The organism is Pseudomonas sp. SORGH_AS_0199 (assembly GCF_031453735.1).
Taxonomy (GTDB): domain Bacteria; phylum Pseudomonadota; class Gammaproteobacteria; order Pseudomonadales; family Pseudomonadaceae; genus Chryseomonas; species Chryseomonas aestiva.
In genome coordinates this window covers 3931210-3951270 of the sequence record NZ_JAVJAE010000001.1, presented here as the reverse complement: position 1 = coordinate 3951270, position 20061 = coordinate 3931210, and the positions used below count along the sequence as shown (strand labels likewise).

22 protein-coding genes are annotated in these 20061 nt (G+C 64.9%); 21 read left to right on the top strand and 1 reads right to left on the bottom strand.

Annotated features, from left to right (window positions below; all coding sequences use genetic code 11):
* Positions 1–5: 5 nt before the first annotated feature.
* From fliF to flhB, 15 genes are all read left to right on the top strand, one after another.
* The gene (fliF, locus tag QE444_RS18525) at positions 6–1814 is read left to right on the top strand and encodes a flagellar basal-body MS-ring/collar protein FliF (RefSeq protein ID WP_133862400.1); all 1809 of its coding nucleotides are present in this window, start codon (positions 6–8) and stop codon (positions 1812–1814) included.
* Positions 1801–2811 carry a flagellar motor switch protein FliG gene (gene fliG, locus QE444_RS18520; RefSeq protein WP_133862399.1) on the top strand — a complete coding sequence of 337 codons (1011 nt, stop codon included), beginning with the start codon at positions 1801–1803 and terminating at the stop codon, positions 2809–2811. Before fliF ends, fliG begins: the two co-directional genes overlap by 14 nt.
* A gap of 67 nt (positions 2812–2878) precedes the next feature.
* The gene (gene fliH, locus QE444_RS18515) at positions 2879–3658 is read left to right on the top strand and encodes a flagellar assembly protein FliH (protein ID WP_309740721.1); all 780 of its coding nucleotides are present in this window, start codon (positions 2879–2881) and stop codon (positions 3656–3658) included.
* On the top strand, positions 3648–4994 hold the full coding sequence (gene fliI / locus QE444_RS18510; protein ID WP_309740720.1) for a flagellar protein export ATPase FliI: 1347 nt from the start codon (positions 3648–3650) through the stop codon (positions 4992–4994). The genes fliH and fliI overlap by 11 nt, the downstream gene beginning before the upstream one ends.
* Positions 4995–5000: 6 nt before the next feature.
* On the top strand, positions 5001–5444 hold the full coding sequence (fliJ, locus tag QE444_RS18505) for a flagellar export protein FliJ (protein WP_309740718.1): 444 nt from the start codon (positions 5001–5003) through the stop codon (positions 5442–5444).
* Positions 5445–5488: 44 nt separating this feature from the next.
* A complete protein-coding gene (locus tag QE444_RS18500) occupies positions 5489–5845 on the top strand; it encodes an Hpt domain-containing protein (RefSeq protein WP_158889348.1) in 357 nt (118 codons plus the stop codon).
* 76 nt (positions 5846–5921) lie between these two features.
* A complete protein-coding gene (locus tag QE444_RS18495; RefSeq protein WP_309740713.1) occupies positions 5922–7322 on the top strand; it encodes a flagellar hook-length control protein FliK in 1401 nt (466 codons plus the stop codon).
* A gap of 119 nt (positions 7323–7441) precedes the next feature.
* On the top strand, positions 7442–7963 hold the full coding sequence (gene fliL, locus QE444_RS18490) for a flagellar basal body-associated protein FliL (RefSeq protein ID WP_027597975.1): 522 nt from the start codon (positions 7442–7444) through the stop codon (positions 7961–7963).
* A gap of 8 nt (positions 7964–7971) precedes the next feature.
* Entirely contained in the window at positions 7972–8943 is a 972-nt protein-coding gene (gene fliM, locus QE444_RS18485) for a flagellar motor switch protein FliM (protein WP_017642077.1), read from the top strand.
* A gap of 56 nt (positions 8944–8999) precedes the next feature.
* Positions 9000–9455, top strand: coding sequence for a flagellar motor switch protein FliN (fliN, locus tag QE444_RS18480; protein WP_133862393.1), 456 nt, complete (start codon positions 9000–9002; stop codon positions 9453–9455).
* A 3-nt stretch (positions 9456–9458) separates the two neighbouring features.
* On the top strand, positions 9459–9872 hold the full coding sequence (gene fliO / locus QE444_RS18475; RefSeq protein WP_309740701.1) for a flagellar biosynthetic protein FliO: 414 nt from the start codon (positions 9459–9461) through the stop codon (positions 9870–9872).
* On the top strand, positions 9869–10666 hold the full coding sequence (gene fliP, locus QE444_RS18470) for a flagellar type III secretion system pore protein FliP (RefSeq protein ID WP_133862391.1): 798 nt from the start codon (positions 9869–9871) through the stop codon (positions 10664–10666). Before fliO ends, fliP begins: the two co-directional genes overlap by 4 nt.
* Positions 10667–10694: 28 nt before the next feature.
* Entirely contained in the window at positions 10695–10964 is a 270-nt protein-coding gene (gene fliQ / locus QE444_RS18465) for a flagellar biosynthesis protein FliQ (RefSeq protein ID WP_027597972.1), read from the top strand.
* 3 nt (positions 10965–10967) lie between these two features.
* Entirely contained in the window at positions 10968–11744 is a 777-nt protein-coding gene (fliR, locus tag QE444_RS18460; RefSeq protein ID WP_158889354.1) for a flagellar biosynthetic protein FliR, read from the top strand.
* A 12-nt stretch (positions 11745–11756) separates the two neighbouring features.
* Positions 11757–12905 (top strand): flagellar biosynthesis protein FlhB, encoded by a 1149-nt coding sequence (flhB, locus tag QE444_RS18455; RefSeq protein WP_309740687.1) that lies wholly within the window; start codon positions 11757–11759, stop codon positions 12903–12905.
* Here flhB and sodC read toward each other — a convergent pair.
* Positions 12898–13425: a superoxide dismutase family protein gene (sodC, locus tag QE444_RS18450; RefSeq protein WP_133862388.1), complete on the bottom strand. Its 528-nt coding sequence runs from the start codon at positions 13423–13425 to the stop codon at positions 12898–12900. The two genes, flhB and sodC, sit on opposite strands and share 8 nt — an antisense overlap.
* Positions 13426–13674: 249 nt before the next feature.
* On the opposite strand from sodC, the gene flhA reads away from it, so the two are divergent.
* The 6 genes from flhA to QE444_RS18420 all read left to right on the top strand — a co-directional run bounded on the left by flhA (position 13675) and on the right by QE444_RS18420 (position 20046).
* Complete coding sequence (flhA, locus tag QE444_RS18445) at positions 13675–15777, top strand: flagellar biosynthesis protein FlhA (protein WP_252977320.1); 2103 nt, start codon at positions 13675–13677, stop codon at positions 15775–15777.
* 10 nt (positions 15778–15787) lie between these two features.
* On the top strand, positions 15788–17116 hold the full coding sequence (gene flhF / locus QE444_RS18440; RefSeq protein WP_273861474.1) for a flagellar biosynthesis protein FlhF: 1329 nt from the start codon (positions 15788–15790) through the stop codon (positions 17114–17116).
* Positions 17117–17208: 92 nt separating this feature from the next.
* Positions 17209–18039: a flagellar synthesis regulator FleN gene (fleN, locus tag QE444_RS18435; RefSeq protein WP_133862385.1), complete on the top strand. Its 831-nt coding sequence runs from the start codon at positions 17209–17211 to the stop codon at positions 18037–18039.
* Complete coding sequence (gene fliA / locus QE444_RS18430) at positions 18036–18776, top strand: RNA polymerase sigma factor FliA (RefSeq protein WP_027597968.1); 741 nt, start codon at positions 18036–18038, stop codon at positions 18774–18776. The genes fleN and fliA overlap by 4 nt, the downstream gene beginning before the upstream one ends.
* Before the next feature lie 87 nt (positions 18777–18863).
* A complete protein-coding gene (locus tag QE444_RS18425; protein WP_169853335.1) occupies positions 18864–19238 on the top strand; it encodes a chemotaxis response regulator CheY in 375 nt (124 codons plus the stop codon).
* 19 nt (positions 19239–19257) lie between these two features.
* The gene (locus QE444_RS18420) at positions 19258–20046 is read left to right on the top strand and encodes a protein phosphatase CheZ (protein ID WP_133862384.1); all 789 of its coding nucleotides are present in this window, start codon (positions 19258–19260) and stop codon (positions 20044–20046) included.
* Positions 20047–20061 lie beyond the last annotated feature (15 nt).

Sequence of the window (20061 nt, the reverse complement as noted above, 5' to 3'; positions counted from 1 at the left end):
AGAAAATGGCTGAAGCTCTCACCAACGCACCCGTCCCGACGACCAAGCCCGAGGCTGAAGACAAGCCTAAGAAGTCGCTGCTGGGGCTCAGCTTTCTCGACAACCTGTCCGACATGCCGCTGCTGCGGCAGATGGGTCTGCTGATCGGCCTGGCCGCCAGCGTCGCCCTGGGCTTTGCCGTGGTGCTCTGGACCCAGCAGCCGGACTATCGGCCGCTGTACACCAGCATGAATGGTCTCGACGCCAATCAGGTGCTGCAGGCCCTGGGCGCGGCCGACATCGGCTACAAGGTCGATCCGAATTCCGGCGCCCTGCTGGTCAAGTCCGACGACCTCGGCCGGGCGCGCATGAAGATGGCCGCGGCCGGCATCACCGCCTCCGATGGCAATGTCGGCTTCGAGCTGCTGGACAAGGAGCAGCCGCTGGGCACCAGCCAGTTCATGGAGGCGGCCAACTATCGGCGCAGCCTGGAAGGCGAACTGGCCCGGACCATCTCCAGCCTCAACAACATCAAGGGCGCCCGGGTGCACCTGGCGATCCCGAAGAGTTCGGTGTTCGTCCGTGACGAGCGCAAGCCGAGCGCCTCGGTACTGGTCGAGATGTATCCCGGCCGTACCCTGGATGCCGGTCAGGTCATGGCCATCATCAATCTGGTCGCCACCAGCGTGCCGGAACTGGACAAGTCCCAGGTCACCATCGTCGACCAGAAGGGCCAGCTGCTGTCCGACCAGCAGAATCTCTCCGAGCTGTCGATCGCCGGCAAGCAACTGGACTACACCCGCAAGATGGAAGGCTCCCTGACCCAGCGCGTGCAGAACATCATGCAGCCGGTGCTGGGCAACGGCCGCTTCAAGGCCGAAGTGGCCGCGGATGTGGACTTCAATGCCGTGGAGTCGACCTCCGAGCAGTTCAATCCGGATCAGCCGGCCCTGCGCAGCGAGCAGCAGAACAGCGAGCAGCGCCAGACGTCCGGCGGCGGCGCCCAGGGCGTGCCCGGTGCCCTGTCCAACCAGCCGCCCGGTCCGTCTTCGACCCCGGAGAAGGCCGGTGCCCAGGGTGGCGGCGCCAACTACATCGCTCCCGGCCAGCCGCTGCGTGACGCCAACGACCAGTACATCTACGACAGCAAGACCAGCCTGCCGGCAACCCTGCCGTACCCGACCGACAAGCGTGAGCAGAACACCCGTAACTACGAGCTGGACCGCAGCATCAGCTACACCCGTCAGCAGCAGGGCCGTCTGCGTCGACTTTCCGTCGCGGTGGTGCTGGACGATCAGGTCAAGGTCGATGCGGCCGGCAAGGTCAGCCACCAGCCCTGGACCCCCGAAGACCTGGCTCGCTTCACCCGTCTGGTGCAGGATGCCGTGGGCTTCGACGCCAGCCGTGGTGACAGCGTGAGCGTGATCAACGCGCCCTTCGCCCCGGTGCAGCAGGAAGAGATCGAGAGCATTCCCTTCTACCAGCAGCCCTGGTTCTGGGGCGTGGTCAAGCAGGCCCTCGGCGTCCTCTTCATCCTGGTGCTAGTCTTTGGGGTGCTGCGTCCGGTGCTGAAGAATCTGTCCGGTGGCAACACCAAGGACGCCGCTGCCCTGGCCGCTGCCGGTGGTGCCGGTGCCCTGGGTGCCGGTGGTCTGGATGGCCTGTCGGACGATCTGGCCGACGACAAGGTGAGCCTGGCCGGTCCGGCGCCGCTGTTGCTGCCGAGCCCGAGCGAGGGCTATGACGCTCAACTGACCGCCATCAAGCAGCTGGTCAACGATGATCCGGGCCGTGTCGCCCAGGTAGTGAAGGATTGGATCAATGGCGACGAATGAAGCGCAACTTTCCAAGGTAGAGAAGGCCGCGATCTTCCTCCTGTCGCTGGGCGAAGCCGACGCCGCGCAGATCCTGCGCCACATGGGGCCCAAGGAGGTGCAGAAGGTCGGTACCGCCATGGCCCAGATGCGCAACGTCAACCGCGAACAGGTCGAGCGGGTGCTGGGCGACTTCATCGAGGTGGTGGGCGACCAGACCAGTCTGGGCGTGGGCGCCGACGGCTACATCCGCAAGATGCTCACCCAGGCCCTGGGCGAGGACAAGGCCAGCGGCCTGATCGACCGCATCCTGCTGGGTGGCAACACCAGCGGTCTGGACAGCCTGAAGTGGATGGAGCCGCGGGCGGTGGCGGATGTGATTCGCTACGAGCACCCGCAGATCCAGGCCATCGTGGTGGCCTACCTGGATCCCGACCAGGCGGCCGAAGTCCTTGGCCACTTCGATCACAAGGTGCGCCTGGACATCGTCCTGCGCGTCTCCTCGCTGAACACCGTGCAGCCGGCGGCGCTCAAGGAGCTGAACCTGATCCTCGAGAAGCAGTTCTCCGGCAGCGCCAGCACCACCCGTACCGCCCTGGGCGGCGTCAAACGTGCCGCCGACATCATGAACTACCTGGACAGTTCGGTCGAAGGCCCGCTGATGGACGCGATCCGCGACGCGGATCAGGATCTGTCGGGGCAGATCGAGGACCTGATGTTCGTCTTCGACAACCTGTCCGATGTCGACGATCGCGGCATCCAGGCGCTCCTGCGCGAGGTGTCCTCGGATGTGCTGGTGCTGGCGCTCAAGGGCGCCGACGATGGCATCAAGGAGAAATTCTTCCGCAATATGTCCAAGCGCGCGGCCGAGCTGCTGCGCGACGACTTGGAAGCCAAGGGGCCGGTGCGACTGTCCGAGGTGGAGGGGGCGCAGAAAGAGGTGCTTGCCGTGGCCCGCCGCATGGCCGACGCCGGTGAGATCGTCCTCGGCGGCAAGGGTGGCGAGGAAATGGTCTGACGGCTTGCCGGGATTGGCCTGTGCTTTGCTAAGGTCTGGTCAGTAGCGGTTTTCTGACGGACAGGTAATGAGCAAAGAAGCGGCGAGCGAACTGATCAGGGCGCGTGATCTGGAAGCCTTCGACGTCTGGCGACTGCCAGCCTTCGACAACTTCGACGCGCCTGCAGAAATCCCTGTGCCCGCGGCAGCCGAGCCCGAGCCCCAGCCAGAGCCCCAGATCGAAGAGGTCCCGGTCGAAGAGGTCCAGCCGATCACCCTCGAAGAGCTGGAGGCGATCCGCCAGGAGGCCTACAACGAGGGCTTCGGCACCGGCGAGCGCGACGGCTACCACGCCGGCCAGCTCAAGGCGCGCCAGGAAGCCGAGGCGGCGCTGACCGTTCGGCTCGCCAGCCTGGAAACTCTGATGAGCCATCTGCTCGATCCCATCGGCGAGCAGGACCAAGCCCTGGAGGCCGGCATGGTGCAGCTGGTCCGGCATATCACCCGCGAAGTCATCCAGCGCGAACTCACGCTAGACTCCAGTCAGTTGGTTCAGGTGGTGCGCACGGCGCTGAAGCTGCTGCCCATGGGTGCCGAGAACATCCGCATCCAGGTCAGCCCCCAGGACTTCGAGCTGATGAAGGCCTTGCGTGACCGCCACGAAGAAAAATGGCGCATCCTCGAGGACGAGACCCTGATGCCTGGCGGTTGCCGGATCGAGACCGAGAGCAGCGTCATCGACGCCAGCATCGAGACCCGTCTGACCCAGGCGCTGACCCAGCTGGCCGAACAGCAGCGCCACCAGGCGACCCAGCCCCAGGAAGCCGATCTGCACATCGACATCGAGGATGCCTCCCATGCGTCTTGAGCGTCTGAGTTTCGAACGCCGCCTCAGCGGCTACGATGAAGCCATCCGGGTGGAGCAGCAGCCGGTGATCGAAGGCCGCCTGCTGCGCATGGTCGGTCTGACCCTGGAGGCCGAAGGCCTGCGCGCCGCTGTCGGCAGTCGCTGCCGGCTGATCAATGGCGGTGGCTATCAGCCGGTGGAGGTCGAGGCCGAGGTGATGGGCTTCAACGGCAACAAGACCTTTCTCATGCCGGTGGGCAGCCTGGCCGGCATCGCGCCCGGCGCCCGGGTGGTGCCGGTGCCGGATACCGGTCGCCTGCCGATGGGCATGTCAATGCTGGGGCGCGTACTGGATGGCCTGGGCAACGCCCTGGACGGCAAGGGCCGCATGCGCGCTGAAGACTGGGTGCCGATGGACGGCCCCACCATCAACCCGCTCAAGCGCGAACCCATCAGCGAGCCCCTGGACGTTGGCATCCGCAGCATCAACGGTTTGTTGACGGTAGGTCGCGGCCAGCGTCTCGGCCTGTTCGCCGGTACCGGCGTGGGCAAGAGCGTGCTGCTCGGCATGATGACCCGGCTGACCAAGGCCGAGATCATTGTGGTCGGGCTGATCGGCGAGCGGGGCCGCGAGGTGAAGGAATTCATCGAGCACATCTTGGGCGAGGAGGGCATCAAGCGGGCGGTGGTCGTGGCCTCGCCGGCGGACGATGCGCCTCTGCTGCGCCTGCGCGCGGCCATGTACTGCACCCGCATCGCCGAATACTTTCGCGACAAGGGCAAGAACGTGCTCCTGCTGATGGATTCCCTGACCCGCTATGCCCAGGCGCAGCGGGAGATCGCCCTGGCCATCGGCGAGCCGCCGGCGACCAAGGGCTACCCGCCGTCGGTGTTCGCCAAGCTGCCGCGCCTGGTGGAACGGGCCGGCAACGCAGAAAAAGGTGGGGGTTCGATCACGGCGTTTTATACTGTGCTCTCGGAAGGCGACGATCAGCAGGATCCCATCGCCGACTCGGCGCGTGGCGTGCTGGATGGTCACTTCGTGCTGTCGCGGCGGCTGGCCGAGGAAGGGCACTATCCGGCGATCGACATCGAGGCGTCCATCAGCCGGGTCATGCCCCAGGTGGTCAGCCCGGAGCATCTGCGCAACGCCCAGCGCGTCAAGCAGCTCTGGTCGCTCTATCAGCAGGCCAAGGACCTGCTCAGCGTCGGTGCCTATGTGCCCGGCGGGAATGCCGAAACCGATCTGGCGATCGCCCGCTATGCGCCCATGCAGCAGTTCCTGCGCCAGGGCCTGCGCGAAAGCGAATCGCTGGAGCAGAGTTCCGCCAATCTCCAAGTCGTATTGGGAGGCTGATAGATCATGAAAGGCAGAGCCGAGCGTCTGGGTCCGGTGGTGGAGATGAGCGAGCGCGACGAGCGCGACGCCGCCCAGCGCCTGGGGCAATGCCAGCAGCAACTGGCCCAGGCCGAGTTCAAGCTGGGTGAATTGCAGCGCTATCGCGAGGATTACCAGCAGCGCCTGGTGGTCAATGGCAGCCGTGGTGTCACCGGGCAGTGGCTGATCGGCTATCAGCGCTTTCTCAGCCAGCTGGAAGAGGCGATCGGCCAGCAGGAGCGCAACGCCCAGTGGCACCGCGACGTGGTGACCAAGGCGCGTACCCAGTGGCAGGAGCGCTATGCCCGCCTCGAAGGCCTGCGCAAACTGGTCGAGCGCTATCGCCAGGAGCAGCGCCAGGTCGAGGACAAGCGCGAACAGAAACAGATGGACGAATACGCCCAGCGGGCGCGCTCGACCTATATCTAGGCCAGGCCCCGCCTTCGTTCCTTTTCTTGTCAGTGAGAATGCCGATGTTTTCCTCCCATCTCGATCCGGAAACGCTCGCCGCCCTGCGCGACTGCATGGAGGAGGAGTACGTCGATCTCATCGAAACCTTTCTGCTCGATTGCGAAGAGCGCATCGCCGAACTCAAGCGCAGCGTGATCGGTGGCGATGCCGAGCAGGTCCGCCAGCTGGCGCACAGCTTCAAGGGTAGCGCCGGCAACATGGGCGCCGCGCCCCTGGCGCAGCTGTGTCGAGACGTGGAGGAGGGCGCGCGGCGCCGGGCGACCACCGCCGAACTGGCCATGGGCGTTTCCGCCATGGAGCGCGAATTCGCCATCGTCCGCATCCTGTTCAAGGTCGAGCGGCAACGCTACGCGGGCTGACCTCGTCAAAGCGCTGGCGTTTCCAGCTGGCGCGCAACTTGCTAGATACCCGGAAACCCGTCGTTCGGAGCTCTCCATGGCCGTCGTGCCCGATTTCCTTTTGAATACCGCCACTTCTCCAGCCGGTACCGGCCGGGCGGCGGCCAAGACCCCTTCCCAGGATCGCCCGGCAGCCCAGGAGCGGTTCGCCGATGTCTTCGCCCAGGAGCAGCCGCGTGAGCCGGTGCGCAGCGAAAAGCCGCGCGACACCAGCGACAGCAAGGCCCCGACCCTGGCGCGCAAGAACGAACCCGGGCGAGCCCGGGATGGCGATGACCGGGTGAAGCGCTCCAGCAATGACGACCGCACGGCGGACGCCAAGCCCGAGGTCGACAGCACCGCCAAAAGCGACGCGCCGTCGGCAGCCGCTACCGACGACAGCGGCAAGACCTTGCCGGTGGCCCAGGGCGAAGACGCCAAGGCGCCGCTGGACGCGGTCCTGGATCCGCTGTTCATGTTCGGCATGACCGGTCAGTTCCCGCAGCCGGTAGCTACACCTGTGGCAACGCCTCAGCTTCCGACCGGGACGGCCGCGGACGCCGCAGCCACCGCCACTGCCCAGGCCCTGGATCCGGCGGCGCTGCTGGGCGCTGCCGTGGCAACCGTAGCCCAGACGACCACCCCGGGTGTCGGCACGGGCACTACGGCCACTCCGGCCAAGCCCGGCGAGCAGCAGGCCGCGGACGATGGTCTGGCGCAACTGCTGGGCCAGGTACCCCAGACCCAGGGTGACGCCGCCAAGGCCGCCACCAACGCCAACAACCTGGCGGCCACTCAGCTGCAAGGCTTGCTGCCGGCTGATGGCGCTCCCGCTCAGGTGGCGGATCAGGCGGCCAGCGCGGCCCTGGCTGCGGCCCTGGACAAGGGCGATGGGCAGGACGCGGCGGTACCGAGCAAGAGCGATGCCTTCGCCGACAAACTCACCGTCCTGTCCCAAGCCCTCAGCACGCCCGCTGCGACAGCTCGCCCGGTCACGGCCACGGTACCCGGCCAGCCGCTCAGCCCGCAGGCAGGCAACTTCAGCGAGGCGGTGGTCGACAAGGTCATGTGGATGTCCAGCCAGAATCTCAAGACCGCCGACATCCAGATGGAGCCGGCGCAACTGGGCAAGCTGGAGGTGCGCATCGACATGACCCAAGACCAGACCCAGGTCACCTTCGCCAGTCCCCACGCCGACGTGCGCGAAGCGCTGGACAACGGCAGCCAGCGCCTGCGCGAACTCTTCGCCCAGCAGGGCATGAACCTCGCCAACGTCAACGTTTCCGATCAGTCGTCCGGTCAGGCCTGGCAGCAGTCGCAGCAGGGTGGCCAGAGCGATAACTCGCGTCGCGGCAGCCGTGGCGCGGGCGGGGGCGAGGATGAAGCGGTGGCGAATGTCGCCGAAACCCGTGGCGCGGCGACGCTCGCGGCGCGCAGTCTGGTCGACTACTACGCATGACGGGCCGCCGGCTGCCAGGTGACAGCCTCGGCCGCACCTGCTATATCCCCTTCGTATCAATAGGTTAGCTGCGTCACCCAACAGGGGTGACGCGCAGCACAGGATTCGGTCGAGCACTTATGGCGAAGAAGCAGGCCCCTGCGGCAGAGGGTGCAGCCGCGGAAGGCAAGGGCAAGGGCAAGCTCAAACTTATCATCATCATCGTCGTGGCCCTGCTGCTGGTCATTGGCGCCTCGGTGGGCGCGACCTGGTTCCTGCTCGGCAAGAAGAGCGCGGAGCCCGAGCACGCCGCGCCGGCCGCTCCGGCGGCACCCGTGCACCTGGCGGCGGTCTACCAGGCGCTGGTGCCAGCCTTTGTGGTCAATTACAACGCCGACGGTCGCCAGCGCTACATGCAGGTCACGGTGACCCTGATGGGGCGCGACCAGGCGCAGATGGATGCGCTCAAGGCGCAATTGCCGCAGGTCCGCAACCAGCTGGTGATGCTGTTTTCCGGCCAGGACTTCAACAGCCTCCTGACCCCGGTGGGCAAGGAGATGCTGCGCCAGCAGGCCACCAGCAAGGTTCAGGAGCTGGCGAAGAAACTGACCGGCCAGACTGCCATCGAACAGGTATTGTTCACCAATCTCGTCCTGCAATAGGTAACGCCATGGCCGTGCAAGATCTGCTCTCTCAGGATGAAATCGATGCCCTGCTGCACGGGGTCGACGATGGCATCGTCGAGACCGAGACCGATGCCGAGCCGGGCACCATCAAGGGCTATGACCTCACCAGCCAGGATCGCATCGTCCGCGGACGCATGCCGACCCTGGAGATGATCAACGAACGCTTCGCCCGCTATACCCGGGTCAGCATGTTCAACCTGCTGCGGCGTTCGGCCGACGTCTCCGTGGGCGGGGTGCAGGTCACCAAGTTCGGTGAATACATCCATTCGTTATACGTCCCCACCAGCCTCAACATGGTCAAGATGAAGCCGCTGCGTGGTACCGCGCTGTTCATCCTCGATGCCCGGCTGGTGTTCAAGCTGGTGGACAACTTCTTTGGCGGTGACGGCCGCCACGCCAAGATCGAGGGCCGGGAATTCACCCCCACCGAACTGCGCGTGGTGCGCATGGTGCTCGACCAGTGCTTCGTCGATCTCAAGGAAGCCTGGGGCGCCATGCTCGACTGCCAGTTCGAATACATGAACTCCGAGGTCAACCCGGCGCTGGCCAACATTGTCAGCCCCAGCGAAGTGGTGGTGGTGAGCACCTTCAACATCGAGCTGGATGGCGGTGGCGGCGAACTGCACGTGACCATGCCCTATTCGATGATCGAGCCGATCCGCGAAATGCTCGATGCCGGTTTCCAGTCGGACGTGGATGACCAGGATGAACGCTGGGTCAAGGCCCTGCGCGAGGACCTGCTCGATGTGCGCGTGCCGCTGGAGGCGACGGTTGTCCGGCGCCAACTCAAACTCCGCGATATCCTCAACATGCAGCCAGGCGACGTGATTCCGGTGGAAATGCCGGAGGAGATGCTCATGCGAGCCAACGGCATGCCCACCTTCAAGGTCAAGATGGGCGCACGCAAGGGCAACCTGGCCCTGCAGATTCTCGAACCGGTCAGCCGCGGCCGCTGAGCGAAAACCGTTTTTTCCGTCCGGGCCGCGGCCCGGCGTAGCACGAGACCCACACGATGGCAGACAACCCCGAAGAACAAGCCCTGGCGGACGAGTGGGCCGCAGCCCTGGCCGAAGCCGGCGATGCCAGTCAGGACGATATCGATGCCCTGATGGCTCAGGGTACCCAGGTCGAAGCCCCCAAGCCGCCCAAGGCGCCGGTGGAGGAATTTGGTCAGAGCAGTGGGGGTTTGGCAGTGACTGGCATGGAAGGGCCCAATCTGGATGTGATCCTGGACATCCCGGTGACCATCTCCATGGAGGTCGGCCATACCGACATCTCCATTCGCAACCTGCTGCAACTCAACCAGGGCTCGGTCATCGAGCTCGACCGTCTGGCTGGCGAGCCGCTGGACGTGCTGGTGAATGGTACGCTGATCGCCCACGGTGAAGTGGTGGTGGTGAACGAGAAGTTCGGGATCCGCCTCACCGACGTCATCAGCCCCACGGAACGTATCAAGAAGCTGCGGTGATCCATGAAGAGTCTGCTCCTGCCGCTGGGTCTCCTGCCCCTGACCGCGCGTGCCGCCGAAGCCACCTCGCCGGGGCTGGATGTGGGGGCGCAGGTCGGTCAGCTGCTGCTCGGCCTGCTGCTGGTGATCGCGCTGATCCTCGGTCTGGCCTGGCTGGTGCGTCGGGTGCAGCAGCAGGGGTCACGCGGCCAGCAGGTGATCAAGGTGATCTCCACCCAGCACCTGGGGCCGCGCGAACGGCTGGTGCTGGTGCAGGTCGGCCAGGAGCAGCTGCTGATCGGCGTCGCTGGCGGACGAATCACGCCGCTGCACAGCCTGCGCGAGCCGGTGCGACTCGGCGAGACCGAGGCGCCGGCGCCGGAATTCGCCCAGCGCCTGCTGGAACTCATCAGCCGCGATCCCAAGGCGAAACCATGATTCCTTCGCGTCTACCGGCCGGTCTGGGGCGCACCCTGGGCTGGCTGCTGGGCCTGGCCGTGCTGCTGTTCGCGCCCCTTGCACTGGCGCAGCAGGCCGGGCAGGCCAATCCGCTGTCGATTCCGGCCATTACGCTGAGTACCAACGGCCAGGGTCAGCAGGAGTACTCGGTCAGCCTGCAGATCCTGCTGATCATGACGGCGCTGAGCTTCATTCCAGCGTTCGTCATGTTGATGACCAGCTTCACCCGCATCGTCATCGTCTTCGCCATTCTGCGTCAGGCGCTGGGTCTGCAGACCACGCCGTCCAACCAGGTACTGGTGGGCATGGCGCTGTTTCTCTCGCTGTTCATCATGGCGCCGGTGTTCGACCGCATCAATACCACCGCCGTACAGCCCTACCTGAACGAACAACTCAGTGCCCAGGATGCCATCGCCCGCGCCCAGGTGCCGATGAAGGACTTCATGCTGGGGCAGACCCGGCAATCGGACCTGGACCTGTTCATGCGGCTGTCCAAGCGCACCGACATTCCCAGTGCCGATCAGGCGCCCTTGTCGATCCTGGTGCCGGCCTTCGTCACCTCCGAACTCAAGACCGCCTTCCAGATCGGCTTCATGATCTTTATTCCCTTCCTGGTCATCGACCTGGTGATCGCCAGCGTGCTGATGGCCATGGGCATGATGATGCTGTCACCCATGATCATCTCGCTGCCGTTCAAGCTGATGCTGTTCGTGCTGGTGGATGGCTGGGCGCTGATCATGGGTACCCTGGCCAGCAGCTTCGGCACCGTCTAGCGGTGCCCCCTTTGCGTGGAGAAGCGAAATGACCCCTGAAGTCGCCGTCGATCTGTTTCGCCAGGGCCTCTGGCTAACCGCGCTGCTGGTGGCCGTGCTCGTGGTACCCAGCCTGATCGTTGGCCTGATCGTGGCGGTGTTCCAGGCGGCGACCCAGATCAACGAACAGACCCTAAGCTTTCTGCCGCGGCTGATCGTCACCCTGTTGACGCTGATCGTGCTGGGACCCTGGATGGTCAGACAGCTGATGGAGTTCATCCAGACCTCGGTCGCCAACATCCCGCGGCTGATCGGCTAGCCCATGCTCGCCCTCAGCGACGCCCAGATCGGCGGCTGGGTCGGCAGCTTCCTGTTTCCGCTGTTTCGCATCGCCGCGCTGCTGATGACCATGCCGATCATCGGTACCACGCTGGTCCCGGTGCGGGTGCGCATGTATCTGGCCCTGGCCTTGAGTCTGGTGCTGGTACCGACCCTGCCGCCGATGCCGCAGGTGGATGCCATCAGCCCCCAGGCTTTGCCGCTGATCGTCGAGCAGATCCTCATCGGCGCGGTGATGGGCTTCAGCCTGCAGCTGTTCTTCCACGTCTTCGTGGTGGCGGGGCAGATCATCTCGACCCAGGCGGGCCTGAGCTTCGCGTCCATGATCGACCCGGTCAACGGCGCCTCGGCGCCGGTGATGGGCCAGTTCTTCACCATGCTGGTGACGCTGCTGTTCCTGGCCATGAACGGCCACCTGGTGGTGTTCGAGATCCTCGCCGAAAGCTTCGTCACCTTGCCGGTGGGGGATACCCTGAGTGTCGAGCACTTCTGGCAGGTCGCCGGGCGGCTGGGCTGGGTATTGGGCGCCGGTATCCTGCTGGTGCTGCCGGCCATCACCGCGCTGCTGGTGGTCAACATCGCCTTCGGCATCATGACCCGCGCAGCACCGCAGCTGAACATCTTTTCCGTCGGCATGCCGCTGATCGTGGTGCTGGGCATGGTCATCGTCTGGCTCGGCACCGCCGACATCCTCTCCCACTATGAAAGTCTCGCCAGCGAGGCGCTGCAGTGGCTGCGCGAACTCGCCCGAGCCCGCTAGGAGATATGCCGCATGGCTGAATCCGATGGCGAAGACCGCACAGAAGACCCCACAGAGAAACGCAAGCGTGATTCCCGGGAGGAGGGGCAGCTCCCGCGATCACGCGAACTCGGTACGGTGGCGGTCATGCTCTCGGGGGTCGGCGGCCTGCTGATGTATGGCGCCTTTCTCGGCGGCAAGCTGCTGGAGGTGATGCGCAGCAACTTCTCCCTGCGTCGGGAAGAGGTCATGGACGAGCGCTTCATGGGCACCTTCCTGCTGGCCTCGGGCAAGGCGGCGATGATCGGCATGCTGCCGATGATCGCCCTGGTGGTGATCGCCGCCATCATTGGTCATATCGCCCTGGGTGGCTTCCTGTTTTCCGGCAAGGTGCTGGCGCCCAAGCCGAGCCGGATGAATCCCATGTCCGGCATTGCCCGGATGTTTTCCAAGCATTCCCTGGTGGAACTGCTCAAGGCGCTGGGCAAGTTCTTCATCATCCTGGGCGTGTCGGTGATGGTGCTGATGAGCGAACGCACGGCGCTGCTGCAGATCGCCAAGCTGCCGACCGAGCAGGCGCTGCTGCACAGCATGCAGGTGGTGGGGCATGCCACCCTGCTGCTGGCCCTGGGGCTGCTGATCATCGCCGCGGTGGACGTGCCCTTCCAGATCCTCAGCAATCGCAAGAAGCTGATGATGACCAAGCAGGAGATCAAGGACGAGTACAAGGACAGCGAGGGCAAGCCCGAGGTCAAGGGCAAGATTCGCCAGATGCAGCGGCAGATGGCGCAGCGGCGGATGATGGCCGAGGTGCCCAACGCCGATGTGGTCATCACCAACCCGACCCACTTCGCCGTGGCGCTCAAGTACGATGCGGCCAAGGGTGGGGCACCGGTGCTGGTGGCCAAGGGCAGCGATTTCACCGCGTTGAAGATCCGCGAGATCGCCCAGCAGCATCAGGTCTCGCTGCTGGAGTCGCCGGGGCTGGCGCGGGCGGTGTACTTCTCCACCGAAGTGGACCAGGAGATTCCGGCCGGTCTCTACGTCGCCGTGGCCCAGGTCCTGGCCTATGTCTATCAGCTCAGGCAATTCCGCGCCGGACGCGGGCGCAAGCCCAAGCTGTCCGATCTACCCATCCCGCCGGATCTGCGGCGGGATGAGGAGGGGAAGGCGCCTACTTGATGACGCCGCAGGCGACGCGCGCGCCGCCACCGCCCAGCGGCTTGGGCTGGTCGGCATAGTTGTCGCCACCGGCATGCACCATCAGTGCATGGCCCTTGAGCTCTTCGAGGCGCTTCAGGCGCGGCGCCAGCACCGGCTGGGTGGCCTGGCCGTCGGCGGTCACATAGAGCGCCGGCAATTCGCCCAGGTGGCCGTCGTCCGACCAGGGCGCGCTGTGCTTGCCGGTGTTGCGCGGATCCAGATGGCCGCCCGCGGCGCCACCCGCGGTCAGGGTGCCATTCACCTCGGCCGCGCCGCAGTTGGGCTTGGTATGGACATGGAAGCCATGGATGCCGGGCTCCAGGCCCTTGAGATCGGGCGTGAAGACCAGGCCGTACTTGGAACGGGTCACCTGTACGCTACCGACGCTTTCGCCCACACCGTCGGTCGTGACCTTGTTCAGCGGGATCGTCAGGGATTCGGCCGCCTGGGCGGTTCCGACCAGGCAGGTAGCCAACAGCGTCGCGGTCCAGATTCTCATGATGATGTTCCTCGGATAGGCGCGCTAGCGCGGGTCCCTAGACAGACTCATGGCCGCCGCCCGCGGTTCAGCCGACGATTCCGGCGATCCGTAACCAGTCCTGTATCACCCCCGGGAAAACCTCGCTGATTCAAGGTCTTGAGCAGTTGGCCCGGAGCTTGCTCAAGCCCCTGCGAACAGTGCGCTGCGTCAACTTTCCGTGACGCCGGCACCGGCAAGCGAGGAATGGGTGTGAAAGTCGACAAATCCATGATGATGGGCAACATGCGCGGTCTGGCTCGCGGCAACCTGGGCGTGCCGCTGGCCGTCCTGGCGATGCTCGCCATGATGACGCTGCCGATGCCGCCGTTCCTGCTGGACGTGCTGTTCACCTTCAACATCGCCCTGTCGATCGTGGTCCTGCTGGTCAGCGTCTACGCCCTGCGGCCGCTGGACTTCGCGGTCTTCCCGACCATCCTGCTGGTGTCGACCCTGCTGCGCCTGGCGCTGAACGTGGCCTCGAGCCGCGTCGTGCTGCTGCACGGCCAGGACGGCCACGATGCCGCGGGCAAGGTCATCCAGGCCTTCGGCGAGGTGGTGGTCGGCGGCAACTACGTGGTCGGTGCGGTGGTGTTCGCCATCCTCATGATCATCAACTTCGTGGTGGTGACCAAGGGTGCCGGCCGTATCTCCGAGGTGTCGGCGCGTTTCACTCTGGACGCCATGCCCGGCAAACAGATGGCCATCGACGCCGACCTCAATGCCGGCATCATCGATCAGGTCGAAGCCAAGAAGCGTCGGACCGAAGTGGGCCAGGAGGCCGACTTCTACGGTTCGATGGACGGTGCCAGCAAGTTCGTCCGCGGTGACGCCGTCGCCGGTCTGCTGATCCTCTTCATCAACCTCATCGGCGGCATGGCCATCGGCATGGCCCAGCACGGTCTGCCGTTCGGCGAAGCGGCGCGCATCTACGCCCTGCTGACCATCGGTGACGGCCTGGTCGCCCAGGTCCCTTCGCTGCTGCTGTCGGTCGCCGCTGCCATCATGGTGACCCGGGTGTCCTCGGCCGAAGACATGGGCCAGCAGGTCAATCGTCAGATGTTCGCCTCGCCCAAGGCGCTGGCAGTCTCGGCCTTCATCATCATCGCCATGGGCCTGGTCCCGGGCATGCCGCACCTGCCGTTCCTCGGCCTGGGCGGTGGCGCCGCAGCCGGTGCCTGGCTGATCTACAAGCGCCAGCGCCAGGCCAAGCAGACCGCCGAGGTGGAAGCCAAGAAGCAGCAGGACCTGGCCCCCGTACAGCGTCCGGCCGAGGCCAAGGAGCTGGGCTGGGATGACGTGACCCCGGTGGACATGGTCGGTCTGGAAGTCGGCTACCGGCTGATCCCCATGGTCGATCGCAACCAGGGTGGCCAGCTGCTGGCGCGGATCAAGGGCGTGCGCAAGAAGCTGTCCCAGGACCTCGGCTTCCTCATGCCGTCGGTGCACATCCGCGACAACCTTGACCTGCTGCCCAACGCCTATCGTCTGACTTTGATGGGCGTCAGTGTGGCCGAGGCCGAGATCTATCCGGATCGCGAACTGGCCATCAACCCCGGTCAGGTCTACGGCTCCCTCAACGGCGTCGCCGCCAAGGATCCGGCATTCGGTCTGGAGGCCGTCTGGATCGACGTCACCCAGCGCGACCAGGCCCAATCCCTCGGCTACACCGTGGTCGATGCCAGCACGGTGGTCGCCACGCACCTCAACCAGGTGCTCTTCAAGCACGCCCACGAGCTGATCGGTCACGAGGAAGTCCAGCAATTGCTGCAGGTGCTGGCCAAGAGTTCGCCCAAGCTGGCCGAGGAGCTAGTGCCCGGCATCGTCTCCCTGTCGACCCTGCTCAAGATCCTCCAGCAGTTGCTGCAGGAGCAGGTGCCGGTCCGTGACATCCGTACCATCGCCGAAGCCATCGCCAACGTCGGGCCGCGGAGTCAAGATCCCGCCGCCATCGCTGGTGCCGTGCGGGTCGCCCTGTCGCGCGCTATCGTCCAGAACATCGTGGGAATGGAGCCTGAGCTGCCTGTTATCACCCTTGAGCCAAGGTTGGAACAGATGTTGCTAAGTAGTATGCAGAAGGCCGGTCAAGGCGCTGAGGACGGCATGTTCCTCGAGCCTGGCATGGCTGAAAAACTGCAGCGTTCCCTTATCGAGGCAGCGCAGCGTCAGGAAATGATGGGTAAGCCAGTGGTGCTGCTGGTGGCCGGTGCGATCCGCGGGATGATGTCCCGCTTCGCCCGGATGGCGGCACCGAACATGAGTGTTCTGGCCTACCAGGAAATTCCGGACAACAAGCAGGTCACCATCGTCGCTACCGTTGGCCAGAATGGCTGAGGTCTAGATCATGCAAGTCAAACGTTTCTTCGCTGCCGATATGCGTCAAGCCATGAAGCTGGTACGCGACGAGCTGGGCCCGGATGCCGCCATCCTCAGCAACCGCCGGGTCGCCGGCGGGGTCGAGCTGACCGCGGCGCTGGACTACCAGGCTCCGGCACCAGCCGCGCCCAACGCGGAGCTGCAGGCGGAGTTGCGCAAGACCCATGCGAAGATCGCCCAGGCCCATGCCGACCTCAGCATCCGCGCGCCGGGCGTGCCCTCGGCCGCACCCAAGGACAAGCAGCTGCTCGGCGCCATCAGCGCCGCCGACAGCCGTCGCGAGCCGGTAATCGCCCCGCCACGTGCCCCTCAGCCGGCCGCCGCCGCCCCTGCCGCCAGCGCCGCGCCGGAAGACCGCCGCGCCCTGGAAGCCATGCGCAGCGAACTCAGCGGCCTGCGTGAACTGCTGGAAGTCCAGCTCGGTTCCATGGCCTGGACCCAGGTGCAGTCCACCCGTCCGCAACAGGCCGGCCTCTGGCGCCGTCTGCAGCGCATGGGCCTGCCCGCCGATCTGGCTCGCCACCTGCTCGACAGCGTCGCCAAGATCCAGGACCCGCGGCATGCCTGGCGCATGCTGCTGGCCAATTTCGCCCAGCTGGCCAAGACCACCGACGCCAAGATCCTGGAGGAGGGCGGTGTCGTCGCCTTCGTCGGTCCGGCCGGCATGGGCAAGACCACCACCCTGGCCAAGCTCGCCGCCAACTACGTGCTCAAGTACGGCCCCCAGAGTCTGGCGCTGGTCAGCATGGACAGCTTCCGCATCGGTGCCCAGGAGCAGATCAAGACCCTCGGCCGCATTCTCGACGTGCCGGTCACCCTGGTCGATCCCGGCCAGTCCCTGGCCCAGGCGCTGGCACCCCTGGCGCGCAAGCGCCTGGTACTGATCGACACCGCGGGCATGCCCGCCAATGATCCGGCGCTCAAGGTGCAGCTCGAAGCCCTGGCCAACCGCCAGTTGAAGATTCGCAATTATCTGGTACTGGGTGTCACCAGCCAGAGCCAGGTGCTCAAGGCGGCCTACCACAGCTATCGGCGCTGCGGCCTGAGTGGCTGCGTGCTGACCAAGCTGGACGAAGCCGCCAGCCTCGGCGAAGCCCTGGGCCTGGCCATCAGCCAGCGTCTGCCGGTGGCCTATATCGCCGACGGCCCGCGTATCCCGGACGACCTGCATCCGGCCCGCAGCCATCAGCTGGTGAGCCGTGCGGTGAGCCTGCAGGCCTCCGAGGAGCCGAGCGAAGAAACCATGGCCGGCATGCTTGCCGGCCTGTATCAAGGCAATGCCCGCCGCGCCGGTTAGCGCAGACGAACGGTAGTGGTGCATTGCATGCCTGGGCACGCCAAATGCACTTAGTCTAAAGTGTGACGGATTTCAATCAAAGGTATCAGGCAATGGGTAGCATGCATCCCGTCCAAGTCATAGCGGTCACGGGCGGTAAAGGCGGTGTCGGCAAGACCAATGTGTCGGTCAACCTGGCCTTGGCCCTGGCCGATATCGGGCGGCGCGTCATGCTGCTCGACGCCGACCTGGGCCTCGCCAACATCGACGTTCTGCTCGGCCTGTCGCCCAAGCGCACCCTGGCCGACGTCATCTCCGGCGAGTGCGAGCTGCGCGACGTGCTGCTGCACGGCCCGGGCGGCATCCGCATCGTTCCGGCGGCCTCGGGCACCCAGGCGATGGTCAATCTGACGCCGGCCCAGCACGCCGGTCTGATCCAGGCCTTCAGCGACATCAGCGAGAACCTCGATGTGCTCATCGTCGATACCGCTGCCGGCATCGGCGACCAGGTGGTCAGCTTCGTTCGCGCCGCCCAGGAAGTCCTGGTGGTGGTGTGCGACGAGCCCACCTCCATCACCGATGCCTACGCCCTGATCAAGCTGCTCAATCGCGACCATGGCGTCACCCGTTTCCGGGTTCTGGCGAACATGGCGCTGACGCCCCAGGAAGGTCGCAATCTCTTTGCTAAGCTGACCAAGGTGACCGACAGATTCCTGGATGTCGCCCTGCAGTATGTGGGCGCCATTCCGTTCGACGAGGCGGTGCGCAAAGCCGTACAGAAACAGCGCCCCGTGTTCGAAGCCTTTCCGCGTGCCAAGGCCTCGCTGGCCTTCCGTGCGGTAGCTCAGAGAGTCGATGGCTGGCCGTTGCCCGCCAATCCGCGCGGCCATCTCGAGTTCTTTGTCGAGCGCCTTGTGCAACCAGCCATCGGTACCCACGCATGACAGCATCCAGCGGGCTTCGCATGTACAGCAAAACCTCGGAACGTACCCAGCAGGAGCAACTCATCAACCGCTACGCGCCGTTGGTGAAACGCATCGCCTACCACCTCCTGGCGCGTCTGCCGGCCAGCGTGCAGGTCGAGGACCTGATGCAGGCCGGCATGATCGGTCTGCTGGAGGCCTCGCGCAAATATGACGCCGGCAAGGGCGCCAGCTTCGAGACCTACGCCGGCATCCGCATCCGCGGCGCCATGCTCGACGAGGTCCGCAAGGGCGACTGGGCGCCGCGCTCGGTGCACCGCAACACGCGCATGGTCACCGACGCCATTCGCGCCGTGGAAGCGCGCACGGGTCGCGACGCTAAAGATTCCGAAGTCGCGGCCGAACTTAAATTGAGTCTGGATGAGTACTACGGCATCCTTGGCGACACCATGGGGAGTCGCCTGTTCAGTTTCGACGACCTCATGGAGGGTGGTGAGCATGGGCTCGAGGAGAGCGGTTCGCATGAACTCGAACCCGGTCGCGGTCTGGAAGACGAGCGCTTCCGCAAGGCCCTGGCCGACGCCATCGCCAATCTTCCGGAGCGTGAACGTCTGGTGCTCTCGCTGTATTACGACGAGGAACTCAACCTCAAGGAAATCGGCGAGGTGCTGGGCGTGAGCGAGTCACGCGTCTGCCAACTTCACAGTCAATGCGCGGCACGCCTGCGGGCGCGGCTGGCGGAATGGCGTTCGCGTTAACCGGCTGGTACTCAGGCTACTACGATTGCTTAGGCGCGCCTTGCGGCGTGTGTGCGGATTAGGACGGAGGTCGACTTGGACAAGAACATGAAAATCCTCATCGTGGATGATTTTTCCACGATGAGACGCATCATCAAAAATTTGCTGCGCGATCTGGGATTCACCAATACCGCCGAAGCAGACGACGGCAACACCGCCCTGCCAATGTTGCAGAGCGGCAACTTCGATTTTCTCGTCACCGACTGGAACATGCCCGGCATGACCGGCATCGACCTGCTGCGCCAGGTACGCGCCGACGCGCGCCTGAAGACCCTACCGGTGCTGATGGTGACCGCCGAGGCCAAGCGTGAGCAGATCATCGAAGCCGCTCAGGCCGGCGTGAATGGCTATGTGGTCAAGCCTTTCACCGCCCAGGTGCTGAAAGAAAAGATCGACAAGATCTTCGAGCGGGTGAACGGCTGAAGAAAGCCGCGGGGACGTTATGGATCAGCTTGGCACCAACAGCTTCAGCGACTTCGAGTCGAATCTAAAACAGCACGCCCAGGAGCTGGTGAAATGCCTGGAAAGTGGCGACTTCACCCAGGCGGTGCATGTCATCAATGAACTCAACCAGTTGCGTGACCGGGGGCTCTACCAGGAAGTCGGCAAGCTGACCCGCGAGTTGCACAACGCCATCGTCAACTTCGAGATCGATCCGCGCGGCATGGCCGGCGAAGAGGTCTCCCAGATCAGCGATGCCACCGATCGTCTCTCCTACGTGGTGAAGATGACCGAGAACGCCGCCAATCGGACCATGGATCTGGTGGAGGAGAGCGCGCCCCTGGTGGGCAACTTCGGCGACGAAGCCCGTGCCGTGCATGCCGACTGGAAGAAGTTCATGCGCCGGGAAATGGGCGCGGACGAATTCCGCGAGCTGGCCAAGCGCGTCGATGCCTTCCTCAGCCACAGCGAGAGCAGCGCCGAACAACTGTCGGCCAAGCTCAACGACATCCTCCTGGCGCAGGACTACCAGGACCTTACCGGTCAGGTGATCAAGCGCGTGGTCAATCTCGTCGGGCAGATCGAGAAAGACCTCGTCAAGCTGGTGATGATGGCCAGCCAGGTCGATCGCTATACCGGCTTCAGTCACGATCACAGCGCGCTGATCGAACAGAATCGAAAAGAAAAGACGATGAAGGGTGAAGGTCCGCAGATTCATGCCGATAAGCGTGAAGACGTCGTGGCCGCTCAGGTCGACGTCGACGATCTTCTATCCAGTCTGGGCTTCTGACCCAGACCCTCTTGG

Excerpts from the sequence above, each read along its gene's own strand:
- fliG (WP_133862399.1), top strand. The coding sequence starts at position 1,801 with ATGGCGACGAATGAAGCGCAACTTTCCAAGGTAGAGAAGGCCGCGATC.
- QE444_RS18500 (WP_158889348.1), top strand. The coding sequence starts at position 5,489 with ATGTTTTCCTCCCATCTCGATCCGGAAACGCTCGCCGCCCTGCGCGAC.
- fliM (WP_017642077.1), top strand. The coding sequence starts at position 7,972 with ATGGCCGTGCAAGATCTGCTCTCTCAGGATGAAATCGATGCCCTGCTG.
- fleN (WP_133862385.1), top strand. The coding sequence starts at position 17,209 with ATGGGTAGCATGCATCCCGTCCAAGTCATAGCGGTCACGGGCGGTAAA.
- QE444_RS18425 (WP_169853335.1), top strand. The coding sequence starts at position 18,864 with ATGAAAATCCTCATCGTGGATGATTTTTCCACGATGAGACGCATCATC.
- flhA (WP_252977320.1), top strand. The coding sequence starts at position 13,675 with ATGATGATGGGCAACATGCGCGGTCTGGCTCGCGGCAACCTGGGCGTG.
- fliQ (WP_027597972.1), top strand. The coding sequence starts at position 10,695 with ATGACCCCTGAAGTCGCCGTCGATCTGTTTCGCCAGGGCCTCTGGCTA.
- fliA (WP_027597968.1), top strand. The coding sequence starts at position 18,036 with ATGACAGCATCCAGCGGGCTTCGCATGTACAGCAAAACCTCGGAACGT.
- fliH (WP_309740721.1), top strand. The coding sequence starts at position 2,879 with ATGAGCAAAGAAGCGGCGAGCGAACTGATCAGGGCGCGTGATCTGGAA.
- fliO (WP_309740701.1), top strand. The coding sequence starts at position 9,459 with ATGAAGAGTCTGCTCCTGCCGCTGGGTCTCCTGCCCCTGACCGCGCGT.
- QE444_RS18495 (WP_309740713.1), top strand. The coding sequence starts at position 5,922 with ATGGCCGTCGTGCCCGATTTCCTTTTGAATACCGCCACTTCTCCAGCC.
- sodC (WP_133862388.1), bottom strand. The coding sequence starts at position 13,425 with ATGAGAATCTGGACCGCGACGCTGTTGGCTACCTGCCTGGTCGGAACC.
- QE444_RS18420 (WP_133862384.1), top strand. The coding sequence starts at position 19,258 with ATGGATCAGCTTGGCACCAACAGCTTCAGCGACTTCGAGTCGAATCTA.
- fliL (WP_027597975.1), top strand. The coding sequence starts at position 7,442 with ATGGCGAAGAAGCAGGCCCCTGCGGCAGAGGGTGCAGCCGCGGAAGGC.
- fliI (WP_309740720.1), top strand. The coding sequence starts at position 3,648 with ATGCGTCTTGAGCGTCTGAGTTTCGAACGCCGCCTCAGCGGCTACGAT.
- fliP (WP_133862391.1), top strand. The coding sequence starts at position 9,869 with ATGATTCCTTCGCGTCTACCGGCCGGTCTGGGGCGCACCCTGGGCTGG.
- fliN (WP_133862393.1), top strand. The coding sequence starts at position 9,000 with ATGGCAGACAACCCCGAAGAACAAGCCCTGGCGGACGAGTGGGCCGCA.
- fliF (WP_133862400.1), top strand. The coding sequence starts at position 6 with ATGGCTGAAGCTCTCACCAACGCACCCGTCCCGACGACCAAGCCCGAG.
- fliR (WP_158889354.1), top strand. The coding sequence starts at position 10,968 with ATGCTCGCCCTCAGCGACGCCCAGATCGGCGGCTGGGTCGGCAGCTTC.
- flhB (WP_309740687.1), top strand. The coding sequence starts at position 11,757 with ATGGCTGAATCCGATGGCGAAGACCGCACAGAAGACCCCACAGAGAAA.
- flhF (WP_273861474.1), top strand. The coding sequence starts at position 15,788 with ATGCAAGTCAAACGTTTCTTCGCTGCCGATATGCGTCAAGCCATGAAG.
- fliJ (WP_309740718.1), top strand. The coding sequence starts at position 5,001 with ATGAAAGGCAGAGCCGAGCGTCTGGGTCCGGTGGTGGAGATGAGCGAG.